A 16,240-nucleotide genomic window follows, 5' to 3' on the forward strand; every position below is an offset into this window, starting at 1 on the left:
CATATGTCTAATTGTAAAAAGAAAAGGCAGCCTGTCAATAAATGACAGGCTGCCCCTAAACTCTTTCCATTCTATTATGCGTATGGAAAACCGCTACTGAGACGGCTCCTCCTTTTTTCTCAGAAGATCAAATCGGTTTAAATCTATGCCCAGATCCACAGCAATCTTCTGCCTGGGATGGGGACAGCTCTCCATCGGATTACCCTCTTCGTCCTCAATCCGGTTAACCCGGACAGAACAGTTCGTGCCGTCCGGCTTCATTACTTCTATTTCGTCGCCCAGAGAAAATTTATTTCTCTGCTCCAGCTCATACAGACCCTTTTCATTTCGATCTCCGATCAAGCCCAGATAAGTATATTCTTTCACATAGGTATTGGCGTCATAGATCTGAGACTCATGAGTCGTCGGTCCGTAGAAAAATCCTGTGGTAAACTGACGGTACGTACATTTTGAAATTTCTTCCCGGTACCATGGCAGATTTTTCTCATAGAGCGCCGGATCATTGAGATAATCATCAATCGCACGCCTGTAGGTTCTGGCTACCGCCGCCACATACAGGGCGGTCTTCATCCGCCCTTCCACCTTAAAGCTGTCGATGCCGGCGGCAATCAGATCCGGGATATGCTCAATCATACACAAATCCCTGGAGTTGAAAATATAGGTTCCCCGCTCATTTTCCTCCACCGGCAGATACTCTCCCGGCCGGCTCTCCTCCACCAGATAATACTTCCAGCGGCAGGGGTGGGTACAGGCGCCCAGATTGGCATCTCTTCCGGTAAAATAATTGCTCAGAAGGCATCTTCCCGAATAAGAAATACACATCGCGCCATGGACAAACGTCTCTATCTCCAGGTCGTCCGGAATATTTTGACGGATCTCCCCTATCTCTTTCAAAGACAGCTCTCTCGCGGACACAACCCGCTTTGCTCCAAGGCTGTGCCAGAAACGGTACGTGGCATAGTTTACATTATTCGCCTGGGTGCTGATATGGCGGTCAATCTCCGGGCAGATCCGGCCCGCGATCTCAAACACGCCCGGATCGGAAATAATAAGGGCGTCCGGACCGATCTCTCTCAGCTCTTCAAAATACTTCTCCACACCGGAAAGATCCCGGTTGTGAGCCGTAATATTAGCCGTCACATATACCTTTTTCCCATGGGCATGGGCAAAGGCAATACCTTCCTTCATATCCTCCGCTGAAAAGTTTTTGGCTTTCGCCCTTAATCCGAACATTTCTCCGCCCAGATATACTGCGTCGGCCCCATACGTTACCGCAACCTTAAGGACTTCCAGACAGCTGGCCGGTATCAGAAGTTCCGGTACTCTGATCTTATTCTCCCCCATGATTTCCTCCATTCCGAAGCGATTCTCTTCTCTATTTCACCTTTGTACTCATCGTAATGCCGTCGCCCACCGGCAGAATAACCGTCTCCAGCGCCTCACTGTGAGTGAGGGCCGATAAGTATTCCCTCATCCTGCTGTGGATCGTGCGGTCCCGCCGTGTGATACTGTATCTGGACTCAATCACCGTTCCATCCTGCAGCACATTGTCAGAAACCAGCAGAGCCCCGGGCTTCATCAATTTCAGCACAGGAGGGAGAAAATGAATATACTGGGCCTTGGCGGCATCCATAAAGACCATATCATACCGGGATGCCTCCTGCACCGCAAGCTCATTCAGCACATCCGCCGCGTCCCCCGTCAGCAGCCGGATACACCGCTCCGGGTCAAACCGCTTTAAATTAGCACAAGCCTCTTCGATTCTCTTGGGAATACGCTCAATTGTGGTAATCTGTCCTCCCTCAGGAAGATATTCTTTCATCAATAAGGCTGAAAATCCTACCGCCGTCCCGACCTCCAGAATCTGCTGCGGTCTGTGAAGCCGCAACAGAAAACGAAGCAGGGACTGGGTTGATTTCCGGATAACCGGAACATGATTTTCCCGCGCCTGCTTCTCCATATCTGCCAGATAATCCGGCAGCGGTGGGTCCAAGGACTGGATATAGACAGCCATCCTCTCGTTTTCTATCAATTCTGTACACTCCTCCGCCATGACGAACAGGCGTGCTACTTCTTCTCTTCCGCCGGTTCCGCCTGACCTGTAATCACCCTCATGATCTCATCGTAATTCATCGAACTGTTCAGGGTATAGGTCCCCGGCTTAACCAGGTTTTTCCGGTTCAGTTTAATCCGTATATAGAATGAATATTTATTTACTACAACCTTATTCACTTCCAGCTTACCCGCTATATTCATAGCAGAGTCGCCTTCATTTATGGTTATTTCCACATCTCTTCCCGGCTCTGCATCCACAGAAACATCCCCGAAGATTTCATAGGCAAATTCATAGGACATAGCCCCTATCTTGCAGATCACCATGATTACCAGAATATAGAAAGCAATCGTAAGAAGCATATTCACAGCTCCTCCGGTCATCTTTAAGGCTACTTTTGTTGTTGATTTCTTTTTGCTCATAACTCATCCTCCAGAAAGCCGGGATCAATCTGTAATCCTTCGTAAATTCGTTTTGTCAGCATGCGGACCAGCTTACAGTAGTCAGTCTCCGCCTTCAGAAAAGCACTGATCACCGGATTCAGACGCAGTTCCTCATACAATTCCCCCAGTTCAGTCAGATGACTGCTGCCCTCTCCTGCATCGGACCAGTGATAGGAAAACCTCTTCCTGCAAAACCGTTTTACCTCATCATACAGTTCCGGTTTTTCCTTCAAGGCCTTCAGCGATGTCTGATATGCCTGGTATACCTCCGTGCTGTGAATATACTCCAGCAGTTGGTCCAGTACCAGCTCCATTTCCTCCATAAGTGCCTCCCCGTATGCAAATTAAGTCTGTCGGTCCGGAAGGTTATACCTCCATAATAATCGGGAGGATCATCGGATTTCTCTTCATCTTCTTCCAGAGGAAATCGCTCAGGGTATCCTTGATCTCGGACTTAATCTTGCCCCAGTCAGTAATATTATTATAAATGCACATCTGCAGCGCACTGTTCACAACCTGTTTTGCTTCTTCCAGCAGATCCTCCGACTCTCTCACATAGACAAAACCCCTGGATACCAGATCCGGTCCGGATAGAACCTGATTGCTGTATTTTTCCAGAGTCACCACGATGACAATCAGACCATTTTCCGAAAGCATCTGACGATCTCTCAGGACAATATTCCCCACATCGCCCACTCCAAGGCCGTCCACCAGAACACCTCTGGCTTCCACCTTGTCTGCGATCCTGGAACGGTCCTCTGACAGCTCCAGCACATCGCCGGAGGAGAGAATATGAATCCGTTCCTTCGGGATACCCAGAGATTTGGCCACATCCGCATTCGCCATCAGATGCCGGTATTCACCGTGCACAGGTATCGCATATTTGGGTTTCACCAGAGAATAGATCAGCTTGATCTCATCCTGGCAGGCATGTCCGGATACATGGGTATCCTGGAATATAACCTTGGCCCCCTTCATGGATAATTCATTGATTACCCGATAAATCGCCTTCTCATTGCCGGGAATAGGAGAAGAACTGAAAATAACCGTATCCCCCGGCTTAATGGAAACCTTCCGGTGAATATTAGCGGCTATTCTCGACAGAGCTGCCATAGACTCTCCCTGGCTGCCCGTCGTAATTAAAACCAGCTTCTCATCCGGATAATTTTTCATCTGCTCTATATCAATCAGCGTATTATCATTCATATGCATATAGCCGACTTCCATAGCGATGGACAGAATATTGACCATACTCCGGCCTTCCACCACGACCTTCCTGCCGAATTTCTCCGCGGAATTGATAATCTGCTGCACGCGGTCCACATTGGACGCAAACGTAGCCACGATGATCCGGCTGTGAATGTTGTCGGCAAATATTGTATCAATGGTCTTTCCTACCGTCCGCTCGGACATGGTTGACCCCTGTTTTGTGGCGTTGGTACTGTCGCACATCAGCGCCAGCACGCCTTTTTTACCCAGTTCCCCCAGGCGCTGCAGATTGATCGGCTCTCCGTATACCGGAGTATAATCCACTTTAAAATCGCCTGTGTGAACAATAATTCCCGCCGGGGTATAGATCGCCAGGGCTGCCGCGTCCGCAATACTGTGGTTCGTCCGGATAAATTCGATCCTGAAACATCCCAGGTTAATGGTCTGTCCGTATTTTACCACCTTGCGCTTTGTGGTTTTGAGCATATTATGCTCTTCCAGCTTATGCTCAATGATGGCAGTGGTCAGCCTGGTTGCATAAACCGGTACATTGATATCTCTCAATATATATGGGAGCGCCCCGATATGGTCCTCATGGCCATGCGTAATGACAAATCCCTTTACTTTCTTTATATTATCCTTCAAGTAGGTAACATCCGGTATCACCAGGTCAATTCCCAGCATCTCGTCATCCGGGAAGGAGAGACCGCAGTCCACCACAATGATGCTGTCCTCATACTCAAAAGCGGTAATGTTCATACCGATTTGTTCCAGTCCTCCCAAGGGTATGATCTTTACCTTCGCATTTTTGTTATCTGTATTCTTTTTCAAAAAATTACACCTCCGTACAATTTCCCCCGTATTTTATTTACCGAATTCAAGTATTTTTCTACATTCATTCTGCGTGCCTGGGGATAAGGGCACATGACCGGCAGGCTAACCCCTGCCTCACTCAATTTCAACGTCGTCCATCAGTTCTTCGAATATTCTGGAAACTGCGCTTAACTCCGTGTCATCCTCCACCGGCTCATAAACACATTCTCCGTTCTCTTCTTTCAGTTCCCTTAAAATAAGGGCTGCCGCTTCGTCCTCGTCCGTATCTTCACATACCAGCAAATAATTAATGCCGTTCACTTTTGTCTGTTCCAAAACAGCAAATTCCGCTTCGTCTCCATCTTCACCGGTAAATACCAGTGTTTCATACCTCGACATGTTTCACCGTGCCTTTCCTATTCCTCTTCTTCTTTCTTTTTGTTGCACAAAAAATCCAGATACCCCTGCAGTATAAATACCGCCGCTACCTCGTCCACAATCTCCGAACGTTTTTCTCTTCGCATTCCGCCTTCAATCAGGCTGCTGTGAGCCGCCACCGTGGTCAGACGCTCGTCCCACAACACCACTGAAAGTCCGGTTCTGCGCTCCAGCATCCCGGCAAATTCTTCCGATTTCTTCGCACGCTCCCCCTCGGAATAATTCATATTCCTGGGATAACCCAACACAATAAGAGAAACCTCATATTCCTTAATCAGTTCCTCAATTCTCGCCAGCGTACGGCGCAGTTTATTCTCTTCTTTTCTTCGGATTACTTCCAATCCCTGTGCCGTCAGTCCCAAAGGATCGCTGACCGCCACACCTACCGTACGGGAACCGTAATCCAGACCGATTATCCTCATTAAACAACTTATCCTATCTCAGATTTTTAATAATATAGTCTTTCAGTAATTCTTCCAGGATTTCATCCCGCTCCACCTTCATAACCAGACTTCTGGCACCATTGTGGCTCGTAATATAAGTAGGATCACCAGACATAATATATCCAACCATCTGATTCACCGGATTATAACCCTTCTCCTTCAAAGCATCATAAACCCTCGCTATCACTTCCCTTACGCTGGGTTCAGGCTCCTTCTGTACTTTAAAATACTGTGTATTATCCAGGTTCTGCATCTCAACCACGTCCTTTAAATGTGTATATCTTGTATCGCATCCGCATCGTACAACTAGATATATTCTAATATAACCGAATAAAAATGGCAAGGAAATAAATCCTTAAAGAAAAATGAAGCAGCCTTCACGCATTCTTTTCCCTCTTCACTCGCAGCTAATCTGCGATTTACATTGGACGCAGACCTGCGTCCATATTTCACCGTTCCGAAGGAACACTTTCACCTGCGGCTTCGCCGCAGCTTTCACTTCCCTCATCCGTTCTTCATTCTTCACTATTCCTTCTTCCTACTTCCCTCATCCGTTCTTCATTCTTCCTTCATTCTTCTCTATTCCTTCTTCATTCTCCCTTCATTCTTCCCTATTCATTCTTCATTCTCCCTTCCATAACTCCTTCTCCCAGTACCCCTGTCACCGTCACCTCCACGATCTCGCCTGAACTGCCGGTTCCGGCAGGAACAGCGATTTTTATATACCTTTCATTATGCCCTGTCATATATCTCTTTCCATCAATCTCTGTCTCTTCTTCCAGAAGCACCCGTTCTTTCCTGCCGATAAACATTCTCTCGTATTCTTCCCGCAAGCGTTTCTCCAGGGAAAGCAGCCTGCTGCTGCGCTCAGCCTTGATCTCCTCAGGAACCTGATCCGGCATTATGTCCGCCCTGGTACCTTTTCTTCTGGAATACTTGAAAATGTGCATCTGAGCAAATGCAGCCTTCTCAAGAAACGCTTCGGTGGCCGCGAATTCCTCTTTTGTTTCCCCCGGAAAGCCTGCAATGACGTCGGTTGTGATCGCAGGAAGACAAAAAGCTTCCCGGATCATTTCACATTTGTGCAAATATTCCTCCGTCGTATATTTCCGGTTCATCCTTCTCAGAGTCTCATCGCACCCGCTCTGCAGCGATAGATGAAAATGGGGACAAAACTTGGTATCATTTTTTAAAGTATTCACAAATTCCGGAGTAATAATCCTCGGTTCCAGTGAACCGAGACGGATTCGTTCCAGATTTTCGATTCCGCTTAAGGTCACAATCAGCGAGAGCAGAGCATTTTCTTCTCCCCGCTCCACTCCATAAGAGGACAGGTGAATACCAGTGAGCACAATTTCCCGGTATCCCTTCCGGACAAGACCGGAAACTTCCTCCACGATATCCGCTTCCTCCCTGCTTCTGATTCTGCCCCTGGCATAGGGAATAATGCAGTAAGAACAGAACTGATTGCAGCCGTCCTGTATCTTGATATAGGCTCTGGTCTTCTCCCCTGCATCGTCAATGTGCAGCGGCTCGTATTCCTTCTCCTGGCCCATATCCAGCAGGCATCCCATATTCTGTCCCCTGCTGCGGCATTCTTCCACAAGAGAGACAATGTGCTGTTTCTGGTTATTTCCTACGATCAGATCAATGGAGGTATCTTTGAGCAATTCCTCTCCCGCAGCCTGCACGTAACATCCCGCCGCTACAACAAGTGCTTCCGGATTCAATTTCTTTGCCCGGTGCAGCATCTGCCTGGACTTACGGTCGGCAATGTTAGTCACCGTGCAGGTATTGATCACATAAATATCAGCTCTGTCATGAAAGTCTTTTATCTGATAGCCGGCCTGCCGAAACTTAAGCTCCATGGCATCCGTCTCATAAGAATTCACTTTACAGCCCAGTGTGAGAAAAGCAACACTGGGATTTTCCCCTTTGTTTTTATCCATTTTAAACCTCTTTTTTATCTGTTCTTCACTTGACTTTTACTGCTTCAAAAGGTAGTATATAAATAGAATTTATAGTCTGCAAAAAGGCTTATAAGAAGCTCTTTGGCATATATCCTGAACGAAAAATTATTATCTGGGAGGTAACTTATGAAAACAGTTAAAATATCATTAAATTCCATTGACCGGGTGAAAGCATTTGTGAATGAAGTCACTAAATTTGATACCGATTTCGATCTGGTTTCCGGCCGTTACGTGATTGACGGAAAATCAATTATGGGAATTTTCAGTTTAAATCTTTCCAAGCCGATTGACCTGAATATCCACTGCGATGAAAGCAACTGTCAGGCTATATTAAATGCATTAAAGCCGTTTATCATTGAATAACATATGAAGTAACAATTCAGAAGCCTCACGCTTGCGTGAGGCTTCTTTTGATATAGGAAACTATGTTCCCCATATCAATAAAATCCGGGGCAGCTTTCCGCTTCCTATGCTTCCACCATTATAACCTCTTCCGTCTCCAGAGCCGCGGCAACCAGATCCTCGATTGTGCCGATCAGTTTCTTCTCCGAATTACGGATAATATTCACATTCGGCTTGGTCACCGGATGTTTGGCCACGAAAATAGTACAGCAGTCTTCAAAGGGCAGAATACTGGTCTCGTAAGTCCCTATTTTCTCAGACAGCGTCACGATTTCCTGTTTATCAAAGGCAATCACCGGACGGTACACCGGCATGGTGCATACTTCATTTGTTGCCGCCAGGCTGTGTAGAGTCTGGCTGGCCACCTGGCCGATGCTCTCACCTGTGATCAGTCCCAGGCACTGATTATTTTCCGCCAGTATCTGTGCGATCCGCATCATATATCGTCTCATAATAATCGTCAATTCATCATGCGGGCATTTATCATAAATCATCAGCTGTATATCCGTGAAATTAATCACATGAAGCCGGATCGGGCCGGTATACCTGGCCACCAGACGGGCCAGATCCACTACCTTCTGCTTTGCTCTCTCACTGGTGTACGGCGGCGCATGAAAATAAACCGCCTCGATGGTGACACCTCTTTTGCTGATCATATAACCGGCTACCGGACTGTCGATTCCTCCGGACAAGAGAAGCATCGCCTTGCCGTTGGAGCCCACAGGCATGCCTCCCGGCCCCGGTATAGTGACGGAGTACACATAGGCTCTCTCTCTCACCTCAACGGTAATCCTTATCTGAGGGCTGTGAACATCCACCGTAAGATGGGGGAAATGATCCAGCAGGTAAGCTCCCATCTCGATACAGATCTCCGGGGACTGAATCGGATAAGATTTATCTCCCCTCTTGGCCTCCACCTTAAAGCTCAGGCTTTCTGCACCGTAAACCTGCTCCACATACTCGGCGGTCCTGACACACAGATTCTCCCATTCCTTGTCTTCAATCACTGCCACCGGGCAGATCGAGGCGATCCCGAACACCTTTGTCAGGGCAGATACCGTCTCTTCATAGTCATAGTCTCCCTGAACCTCCACAAAGATCCGTCCCGGCTCCTTGGAGACAGAAAAGTCGCCCTCCACACGCTTCAGCGCATTTTTAATCTGATCCCGCAGCGCGTTCTCGAAAATAAACCGGTTTTTCCCCTTTATACCGATCTCCGCATACTTGATTAAAAATGCCTTATAGATCATTTTTGACATGAGTTTTCTCCTTCGTTTAATGTCTTGTAAATCTTCGCAGCACCGGAAGCAGCTCCGAGAGTACGGCTAGTGCGTAATCAATCTCTTCCTCCGTGTTAAATACGGACAGACTGAAACGGAGCGTGGAATCCAGCAGTTCTTTTTTCACGCCGATTGCATGGAGCGTTCCGCTCAAAGAAGGGTGATTCGAGGAACATGCGGAACCGGAAGAAACGTATACCCCCCGTTCTTCCAGCGCATGCAAAAGCACCTCGCTTCTCACACCTTCAAAGCTCACACTGATTACATGAGGAGCTGTCTGCCTGACATCTTCCCCCACCGCATTCACCGTAGTACCGGTCAGTTTTCCCACTCCCTCAATAAACCGGCTCTTCAGATCATACAGCCGGTTTATCTTATCCTCGTGTCCGGCATACATTTCCTTTACTGCCTGTCCCATCCCGGCAATGCCCGGCACGTTTTCTGTCCCGGAGCGCATTCCCTTCTGCTGGCCGCCTCCATAGATAAGCGGTTTAATTTTCACTTTTTCATCTATATACAAGAATCCGATTCCCTTCGGTCCGTGTATCTTATGAGCACTGACGCTCAGGAGATCAATTCCCATTCTTTTCGGATAAATATAGTATTTCCCATAAGCCTGTATCCCGTCCACGTGGAAAATCAGGCTCTGTGAAACATTTGGTTTTCCGCTGGCCGCTTTAAGCTTTCGTTTCTTCTCTTTCGCCGCTTTTGACAGCGCCGGAATATCCTGCACACTGCCCAGCTCGTTATTCACCATCATAATGGAGATGAGAATGGTATCTTCCCGTATCGCGGCCAGAAATTCATCCATCCTGACACGCCCCAGGGAATCCACCGGCACATAGGTCACCTCAAACCCCATATCCTCCAGAAAACCCAGTGTATTGTAGACGGAAGCATGTTCAAAATTAGTTGAAATAATATGTCTGCCTGCCCGCTGGTTGGCCATCGCCGTTCCAATCAGGGCCTGATTGTTGGACTCTGTTCCTCCGGAAGTAAAGAAAATTTCCTTCGGCGCCACCTTAAGACTTCCCGCGATGATTTCCCTCGCTTCTCTCACATACTTTTCCGCACCGACTCCCTTGGCGTGAAGGGAAGAGGGGTTTCCAAAGTCATCATCCATCGTCTTCACCATAATATCCCGCACCGACGCAAAGGTCCTTGTTGTCGCCGCATTATCCAGGTAAGCTTCCATACTGATCCCGTCCTTTTCTTCTCTGTCTTGTAGTTACTTTATCTCCTGACACAGCTCCATCTGAAACCCGATCAGAGACAGCACCATAAGCCCCGCCGTCTCCGTTCTCAGAATCCGGTGTCCCAGCGTAACCGGAGTGATTCCTCTCTGCTCTGCCTGCAGAATCTCTTCTTCGTCAAAGCCGCCCTCCGGACCGATGAATATCCCGGCCGAGAGAGCGTTCGCCGCTCTCTTTACAACCGTCTCCGTATGTACGGTTCCGGAAGCAAGTTCATATGGAATCATAGCACAATCCAGTTCTTTTGCATAGTCCAAAGATTCCCCATATCCCATCACAGAGTGTACCTTGGGAACAATTCCCCGATGGGACTGCTTTGCCGCGCTCAGGGCGATGCTGTTCCACCGCTCCAGCTTCCTGGCCTCTTTTTTTCTGTCCTCTATTTTAACTACCGTGCGCCGGGTCTGAACCGGAATGATCTCATATACTCCAAGCTCCACCGCTTTCTGAATAATCCATTCCATCTTATCCTTCTTGGGCAGACCCTGAAACAGATAGAGCCTGCCGGGCAGTTCTGTCCCGGAGGGAATCCCCTCACCGATCTGGATCAGAACCTCCCTGCCTTCTATTTTTATAATCGTTCCAGGGAAATCCATACCCGCGCCGTCACAAAGCATAACCGGCTCGCCAGGTGTGAGCCGCAGCACATTTTTGATATGATTGACCTCATCCCCGGTCAGGATAACCTGATTTCCATACTTCTGTTCCTGTTTAAAATAAAATCGATTCACAGCATTCTCCTGTTATTCAGGCTTCCTGGCAGTAAAACTTACCCAGTCGCCCATATGATTGACTTCCATGATCTCAAAACCATTTGCGAGCAGGGCCTCTCTTACCTCCGCTTCCTTCATATCGATAATGCCGGAGGAGATAAAAATCCCGCCGGGACGCATGTATTCACCGATCAGGCCGGACAGCGGAATAATGACATCGGCCAGAATATTGGCCGCCACCACATCATACCCCGTTCCTACCGTCTCCTTAAGGGAGGGGTCATCCAAAATATTGCCGGCTAAAATATGATAGCGGCTTAAGTCAACGCCATTTACCGCCGCATTTTCCTCAGCCGCGCTTACCGCGCTGGGATCAATGTCTATTGCTGTGGCCTCCCCCGCTCCCAGTTTCATGCCGATGATAGAGAGGATGCCGCTTCCGCAGCCCACATCCAGCAGACGGATAGACGGATTCATAAACGGCTTCAGGGCCAGTATACACAGTTTTGTGGTCTCATGGGAACCGGTTCCGAATGCAGTGCCCGGGTCCATCTCAATCACCAGATCATGTTCGCCGACCTCCGGGCAGGACTCCCAGGTAGGTTTGATCAGAATCTCTTCGTCCACCCGGAATGGCTTGAAAAAGGCCTTCCAGTTGTTCACCCAGTCCTCATCCTTTGTCACAGAGGCTTCCATCTCGCAGCCGCCCACATCCGTAAACGCGGATAAAGCAGCCAGCCGCTCCTTCACAGCCGCCAGCTTTCCATCAATATCCTCGTCTGAATCCAGATAAAACGTAATGACAGCCTTTCCGTCATCTGCAATCGGATCGGGAAGGATGTCCACATACATCTGCTTCTTCTCCGCCTCGCTTAAGGGCACATGGTCCTCTATCTCGATTCCGTCGATCCCCAGTTCCATCAGCTCGCTGCTGACCAGGTCCTCTGCTGCCGTCGTTGTATGCAGCCTGAATTTCTTCCACTCCACTGACATATACCTCCTTCTGGTATCATCCTGTCCAATATATCCATATGTTCAAGTACGCCTCGGCGTACTTGCTGCGAGCCGCACGTCATGCTTTGCATGACATAATACATCTGTGCGTGTGCGGCTCTGCAATCCGCCGGAGGCTTTATCTTGGAAGGAGACTGGGCTCCCACCAAGACGAATTTGTTATTTACACACCACCTATAAAGGTGGGAGTCTTATCTACTTCCATGATAAAAAGCGGCAAGGGAACAATTGTTCTCTTACCGCCCCATCAGTTCAACATTTAACGGTTGAAAATACCCTTTTTCTTTTTACCCTCTTCCCGAGGCTGACCGGCTTTGCCGTTCATGGCATCGTCATACTGCCGCAGCAGATCCTGCTGCTCCTTGGTCATCTTGGTAGGAACTGTCACAACCAGAGTCACATAGTGATCCCCCCGCACCTGTTTGTTGCGCAGTGTGGGAACACCTTTTCCTCTCAGCCGTACACGGGTATCGGTTTGTGTACCAGGTTTTACCGTATAGATCACATCCCCGTCCACCGTATTGATACGGATGTCTCCGCCCAGAGCAGCCGTAGCAAATGAAATCGGCGCGGTAGAATAGATGTCATAATCCTGACGCTGGAATACCGGATGACGGCTGACTGTCACATCAACCAGCAGATCTCCCTGCTCTCCGCCGTTGATTCCGGGTTCTCCCTTGCCGCGGATACGGATACTTTGCCCATTATCAATACCCGCAGGAATGGATACCTGAATCTTTTTCCGGTTCGTCTTATAACCGGTTCCATAACAGTCCGGACATTTATCCCGGACAATCTTTCCTGTTCCGTGACAGTCCGGACAGGTGGACACATTTCTCACCATGCCGAAGATGGACTGCTGCGTCATAACCACCTGGCCTTTGCCTCCGCATTTCGGGCAGGTCTCAGGTGAGGTTCCCGGCTTTGCCCCGGTACCATGGCAGGTCTCACACTCTTCCTTTAAATTCAGATCCAGCTCTTTTTCCGTACCGGAGACTGCCTCCTCAAAGGTAATCCTCACACTGGTACGTACATTCTGGCCTTTCATCGGACCGTTTCTCCGGCCCGCGCTTCGTCCTCCTCCGAAGAAATCGCCGAAACCTCCGCCGCCAAATAAATCACCAAATATATCGCTAAAATCAAAACCGCTGAAATCAAAACCTCCGGCTCCTCCGGCGCCCTGATCAAAGGCGGCATGACCGAACTGATCATATTGCTTTCTCTTATCCGGATCGCTTAAGACCGCATAGGCTTCCGAAGCTTCTTTAAACTTCGCCTCTGCTTCTTTATCCCCCGGATTAATATCCGGATGATATTTTTTGGCCAGCGCTCTGTATGCTTTCTTTAAATCTGCCTCCGTGGCGCTTCTGTCCACGCCGAGGACTTCGTAATAATCCCTTTTCTCTGCCATTTAAGTTCACCCTTATAATTCATATCGCAAGCTCTGCTAACGAAGCTGCCAAATTCTGCTCTAAACTACTCTATGCTCCCGACACGATGCTTTTGTTCATAAGCTGCCGGCACAGTGTGCCGGCGCCTGTTATCACTCTCACAAAAGCGCTGTCAGGTTTCATAATAGCTCAAATCTCACCGGATGTAAAGCTGTAAAATAACTGTTCGCCGCTGGTCTTTACAGTACGGCAGCCGCCCGCACGCTCATGCGGGCGGCTGCCCTGTAAAATCTTTTTATACTTCTCTGTAATCGCCGTCCACTACATTATCGTCAGCACCGCCTGTGCTTCCTGCAGTACCGCCACCCATATCAGCACCGCTCATATCAGGGCCTGCTCCTGCCGCACCGCTCGCCTGTGCCTGCTCATATACCTTCTGGAACAGTTTCTGCGCGCTGTTCATCAGTTTTTCTTTTCCTGCCTTGATCGCATCCACGTCACTGTCGGACATGGTTTCCGGAGCACTCTTCTCAAGCAGCTCTTTCAGGCTCTTTAAGTCAGCCTCAACAGCAGATTTGTCGGATGCGTCGATCTTATCGCCCACTTCCTCCAGAGCCTTCTCTGTCTGGAATACCATAGAATCCGCTTCGTTTCTGGCATCAATTGCTTCTTTTCTCTTCTTATCCTGAGCTTCAAACTCAGCTGCTTCTTTCACCGCTTTATCGATATCATCATCTGACATGTTGGAACCGGCTGTAATGGTGATATGCTGCTCTCTGCCGGTGCCCAGATCCTTCGCAGATACATTTACAATACCATTTGCATCAATATCAAAGGTAACCTCAATCTGGGGAACGCCTCTTCTTGCAGGCGGGATTCCGTCCAGACGGAACTGGCCCAGAGATTTATTGTCTTTGGCAAACTGTCTCTCACCCTGTACCACGTTGATATCAACAGCAGTCTGGTTATCGGCAGCGGTGGAGAAGATCTGGCTCTTCTTCGTCGGGATCGTTGTATTTCTCTCGATCAGTCTGGTAGCAACGCCGCCCATGGTCTCAATGGACAGTGACAGCGGAGTTACATCCAGCAGAAGGATATCGCCTGCGCCTGCATCGCCTGCCAGCTTGCCGCCCTGAATCGAAGCGCCGATGGCTACACACTCATCCGGATTCAGGCTCTTGCTCGGCTCGTGGCCGGTCAGCTGTTTTACCTTATCCTGTACGGCCGGGATACGGGTGGAACCGCCTACCAGCAATACTTTACCCAGCTCCGAAGCCGTCATTCCCGCATCCTTCAGCGCGTTCTGTACCGGTACGGCTGTTCTCTCTACCAGGTCATGGGTAAGTTCATCAAATTTAGCTCTGGTCAGATTCATATCAAAATGTTTCGGGCCATCTGCGGTTGCAGTGATAAACGGCAGGTTGATATTGGTTGTAGTAGCGGATGACAGCTCCTTTTTCGCCTTTTCTGCCGCTTCCCTTAATCTCTGCAGCGCCATCTTATCATTTCCTAAATCCACGCCTTCTTTTGTCTTGAAGTCGCTGATCATGTACTGGGTGATTCTCTCATCGAAATCATCACCGCCCAGACGGTTATCACCGGAGGTTGCCAGTACTTCGATTACGCCGTCGCCGATCTCGATGATGGACACATCAAAGGTACCACCGCCCAGGTCATAAACCATAATTTTCTGTTCTTTTTCATTGTCCAGGCCGTAAGCCAACGCTGCCGCAGTCGGCTCGTTGATGATACGCTTTACATCCAGGCCTGCAATCTTGCCCGCATCCTTCGTTGCCTGTCTCTGAGCATCGTTAAAGTATGCAGGAACCGTGATAACTGCTTCCTTCACAGATTCGCCCAGATAGTTTTCTGCGTCCGCCTTCATTTTCTGAAGAATCATTGCGGAAATCTCCTGAGGAGAATACTTTTTGTCGTCGATTGTTACACGGAAGTCAGTTCCCATATGTCTCTTGATAGAGGAGATTGTTTTCTCTGAGTTGGTAACTGCCTGACGCTTTGCAGGCTCGCCTACCAGTCTCTCTCCTGTCTTCGTGAATGCCACAACGCTCGGCGTGGTTCTGGAACCTTCTGTATTCGCAATAACAACTGGCTTGCCGCCTTCCATAACGGCTACACATGAGTTTGTTGTACCAAGATCAATACCAATGATTTTTCCCATAATAAAAATCCTCCTTATTTTTTCTAACAGCAAGATTATTTTCTTTTTGTCAGTGATTGTCAGTTTGCAACTTTAACCATACTGTGTCTTACCACAGTATCTCTATATAAATACCCCTTCTGGAATTCCTCTGCGACAATGTTTTCTCCGAGTTCTTCGTTCTCTTCGTGCATTACCGCATTGTGGAAATTCGGGTCAAACTCCTGACCGACTGCTTCAATCGGCTTAACGCCCGCTTCTTCCAGGGTGGTCATAAGCTGTTTGTATATCTTTTCAATTCCTTGTACGAATCCGTTCTCCTTTTCTTCCTCCGGCACGGTGGAAAGTCCCCGTTCAAAATTATCAATGACAGGAAGAATCTTCTCTATAATACTTTTCGCCCCTATTTCATACATCTGGGACTTTTCTTTCTCTGTCCGCTTTCTGAAATTATCAAACTCTGCCATATTCCGCATCAGTCTGTCATTCAGCTCTGCAATCTGCTCTTCTTTTTTATCCTTTTTCCTCTTTGACTTCTTCTCTTCTGTCCTTTTATCCGGTTCCTTTGTCTCTCCGCCGGATGTCTCGGCCGTCTCCGTCACATCCTGTGCGTCTGCGACACATTCTGCTTCTTCTTTAAGCTTCTCCTTATCTTCCATG

17 protein-coding genes are annotated in these 16,240 nt (G+C 48.5%); 1 reads left to right on the forward strand and 16 read right to left on the reverse strand.

The annotated features are described in order from the left end of the window. Positions 1-93: 93 nt before the first annotated feature. The 9 genes from ABCW47_RS07535 to mtaB all read right to left on the reverse strand — a co-directional run bounded on the left by ABCW47_RS07535 (position 94) and on the right by mtaB (position 7,348). Complete coding sequence (locus ABCW47_RS07535; RefSeq protein WP_343209239.1) at positions 94-1,344, reverse strand: peptidase U32 family protein; 1,251 nt, start codon at positions 1,342-1,344, stop codon at positions 94-96. A gap of 31 nt (positions 1,345-1,375) precedes the next feature. After that, positions 1,376-2,032: an O-methyltransferase gene (locus ABCW47_RS07540; protein WP_343209240.1), complete on the reverse strand. Its 657-nt coding sequence runs from the start codon at positions 2,030-2,032 to the stop codon at positions 1,376-1,378. A gap of 35 nt (positions 2,033-2,067) precedes the next feature. Continuing rightward, the gene (locus tag ABCW47_RS07545; protein ID WP_343209241.1) at positions 2,068-2,475 is read right to left on the reverse strand and encodes an endolytic transglycosylase MltG; all 408 of its coding nucleotides are present in this window, start codon (positions 2,473-2,475) and stop codon (positions 2,068-2,070) included. Then, positions 2,472-2,819 (reverse strand): YlbF/YmcA family competence regulator, encoded by a 348-nt coding sequence (locus tag ABCW47_RS07550; RefSeq protein WP_343209242.1) that lies wholly within the window; start codon positions 2,817-2,819, stop codon positions 2,472-2,474. The genes ABCW47_RS07545 and ABCW47_RS07550 overlap by 4 nt, the downstream gene beginning before the upstream one ends. A 43-nt stretch (positions 2,820-2,862) precedes the next feature. Further along, the gene (locus ABCW47_RS07555; protein WP_343209243.1) at positions 2,863-4,536 is read right to left on the reverse strand and encodes a ribonuclease J; all 1,674 of its coding nucleotides are present in this window, start codon (positions 4,534-4,536) and stop codon (positions 2,863-2,865) included. A gap of 117 nt (positions 4,537-4,653) precedes the next feature. Continuing rightward, positions 4,654-4,917 carry a DUF1292 domain-containing protein gene (locus ABCW47_RS07560; RefSeq protein WP_343209244.1) on the reverse strand — a complete coding sequence of 88 codons (264 nt, stop codon included), beginning with the start codon at positions 4,915-4,917 and terminating at the stop codon, positions 4,654-4,656. Positions 4,918-4,934: 17 nt separating this feature from the next. After that, entirely contained in the window at positions 4,935-5,378 is a 444-nt protein-coding gene (gene ruvX, locus ABCW47_RS07565; protein ID WP_343209245.1) for a Holliday junction resolvase RuvX, read from the reverse strand. A 13-nt stretch (positions 5,379-5,391) separates the two neighbouring features. After that, entirely contained in the window at positions 5,392-5,652 is a 261-nt protein-coding gene (locus ABCW47_RS07570) for an IreB family regulatory phosphoprotein (protein ID WP_343209246.1), read from the reverse strand. Between the two features lie 358 nt (positions 5,653-6,010). Continuing rightward, positions 6,011-7,348, reverse strand: coding sequence for a tRNA (N(6)-L-threonylcarbamoyladenosine(37)-C(2))-methylthiotransferase MtaB (mtaB, locus tag ABCW47_RS07575; protein ID WP_343209248.1), 1,338 nt, complete (start codon positions 7,346-7,348; stop codon positions 6,011-6,013). Between the two features lie 147 nt (positions 7,349-7,495). On the opposite strand from mtaB, the gene ABCW47_RS07580 reads away from it, so the two are divergent. After that, a complete protein-coding gene (locus ABCW47_RS07580) occupies positions 7,496-7,732 on the forward strand; it encodes an HPr family phosphocarrier protein (RefSeq protein WP_343209249.1) in 237 nt (78 codons plus the stop codon). Positions 7,733-7,836: 104 nt separating this feature from the next. Here ABCW47_RS07580 and thiI read toward each other — a convergent pair whose 3' ends face one another. The 7 genes from thiI to grpE form a co-directional block, all read right to left on the reverse strand. Beyond that, positions 7,837-9,021: a tRNA uracil 4-sulfurtransferase ThiI gene (gene thiI, locus ABCW47_RS07585; protein ID WP_343209616.1), complete on the reverse strand. Its 1,185-nt coding sequence runs from the start codon at positions 9,019-9,021 to the stop codon at positions 7,837-7,839. A 25-nt stretch (positions 9,022-9,046) separates the two neighbouring features. Continuing rightward, positions 9,047-10,246: a cysteine desulfurase family protein gene (locus tag ABCW47_RS07590; protein ID WP_343209250.1), complete on the reverse strand. Its 1,200-nt coding sequence runs from the start codon at positions 10,244-10,246 to the stop codon at positions 9,047-9,049. A 33-nt stretch (positions 10,247-10,279) separates the two neighbouring features. Continuing rightward, positions 10,280-11,035, reverse strand: coding sequence for a 16S rRNA (uracil(1498)-N(3))-methyltransferase (locus tag ABCW47_RS07595; protein ID WP_343209251.1), 756 nt, complete (start codon positions 11,033-11,035; stop codon positions 10,280-10,282). Positions 11,036-11,047: 12 nt separating this feature from the next. Further along, positions 11,048-12,004 carry a 50S ribosomal protein L11 methyltransferase gene (gene prmA, locus ABCW47_RS07600; RefSeq protein WP_343209252.1) on the reverse strand — a complete coding sequence of 319 codons (957 nt, stop codon included), beginning with the start codon at positions 12,002-12,004 and terminating at the stop codon, positions 11,048-11,050. A 286-nt stretch (positions 12,005-12,290) separates the two neighbouring features. Next, complete coding sequence (gene dnaJ / locus ABCW47_RS07605) at positions 12,291-13,442, reverse strand: molecular chaperone DnaJ (protein WP_343209253.1); 1,152 nt, start codon at positions 13,440-13,442, stop codon at positions 12,291-12,293. Positions 13,443-13,717: 275 nt separating this feature from the next. Then, positions 13,718-15,601 (reverse strand): molecular chaperone DnaK, encoded by a 1,884-nt coding sequence (dnaK, locus tag ABCW47_RS07610; protein ID WP_343209254.1) that lies wholly within the window; start codon positions 15,599-15,601, stop codon positions 13,718-13,720. A 59-nt stretch (positions 15,602-15,660) separates the two neighbouring features. Next, a complete protein-coding gene (gene grpE / locus ABCW47_RS07615) occupies positions 15,661-16,239 on the reverse strand; it encodes a nucleotide exchange factor GrpE (protein WP_343209255.1) in 579 nt (192 codons plus the stop codon). Between the last annotated feature and the right edge of the window lies 1 nt (position 16,240).

Source organism: Anaerolentibacter hominis, assembly GCF_032380675.1.
In the GTDB taxonomy this organism is placed as follows: domain Bacteria; phylum Bacillota; class Clostridia; order Lachnospirales; family Lachnospiraceae; genus Anaerolentibacter; species Anaerolentibacter hominis.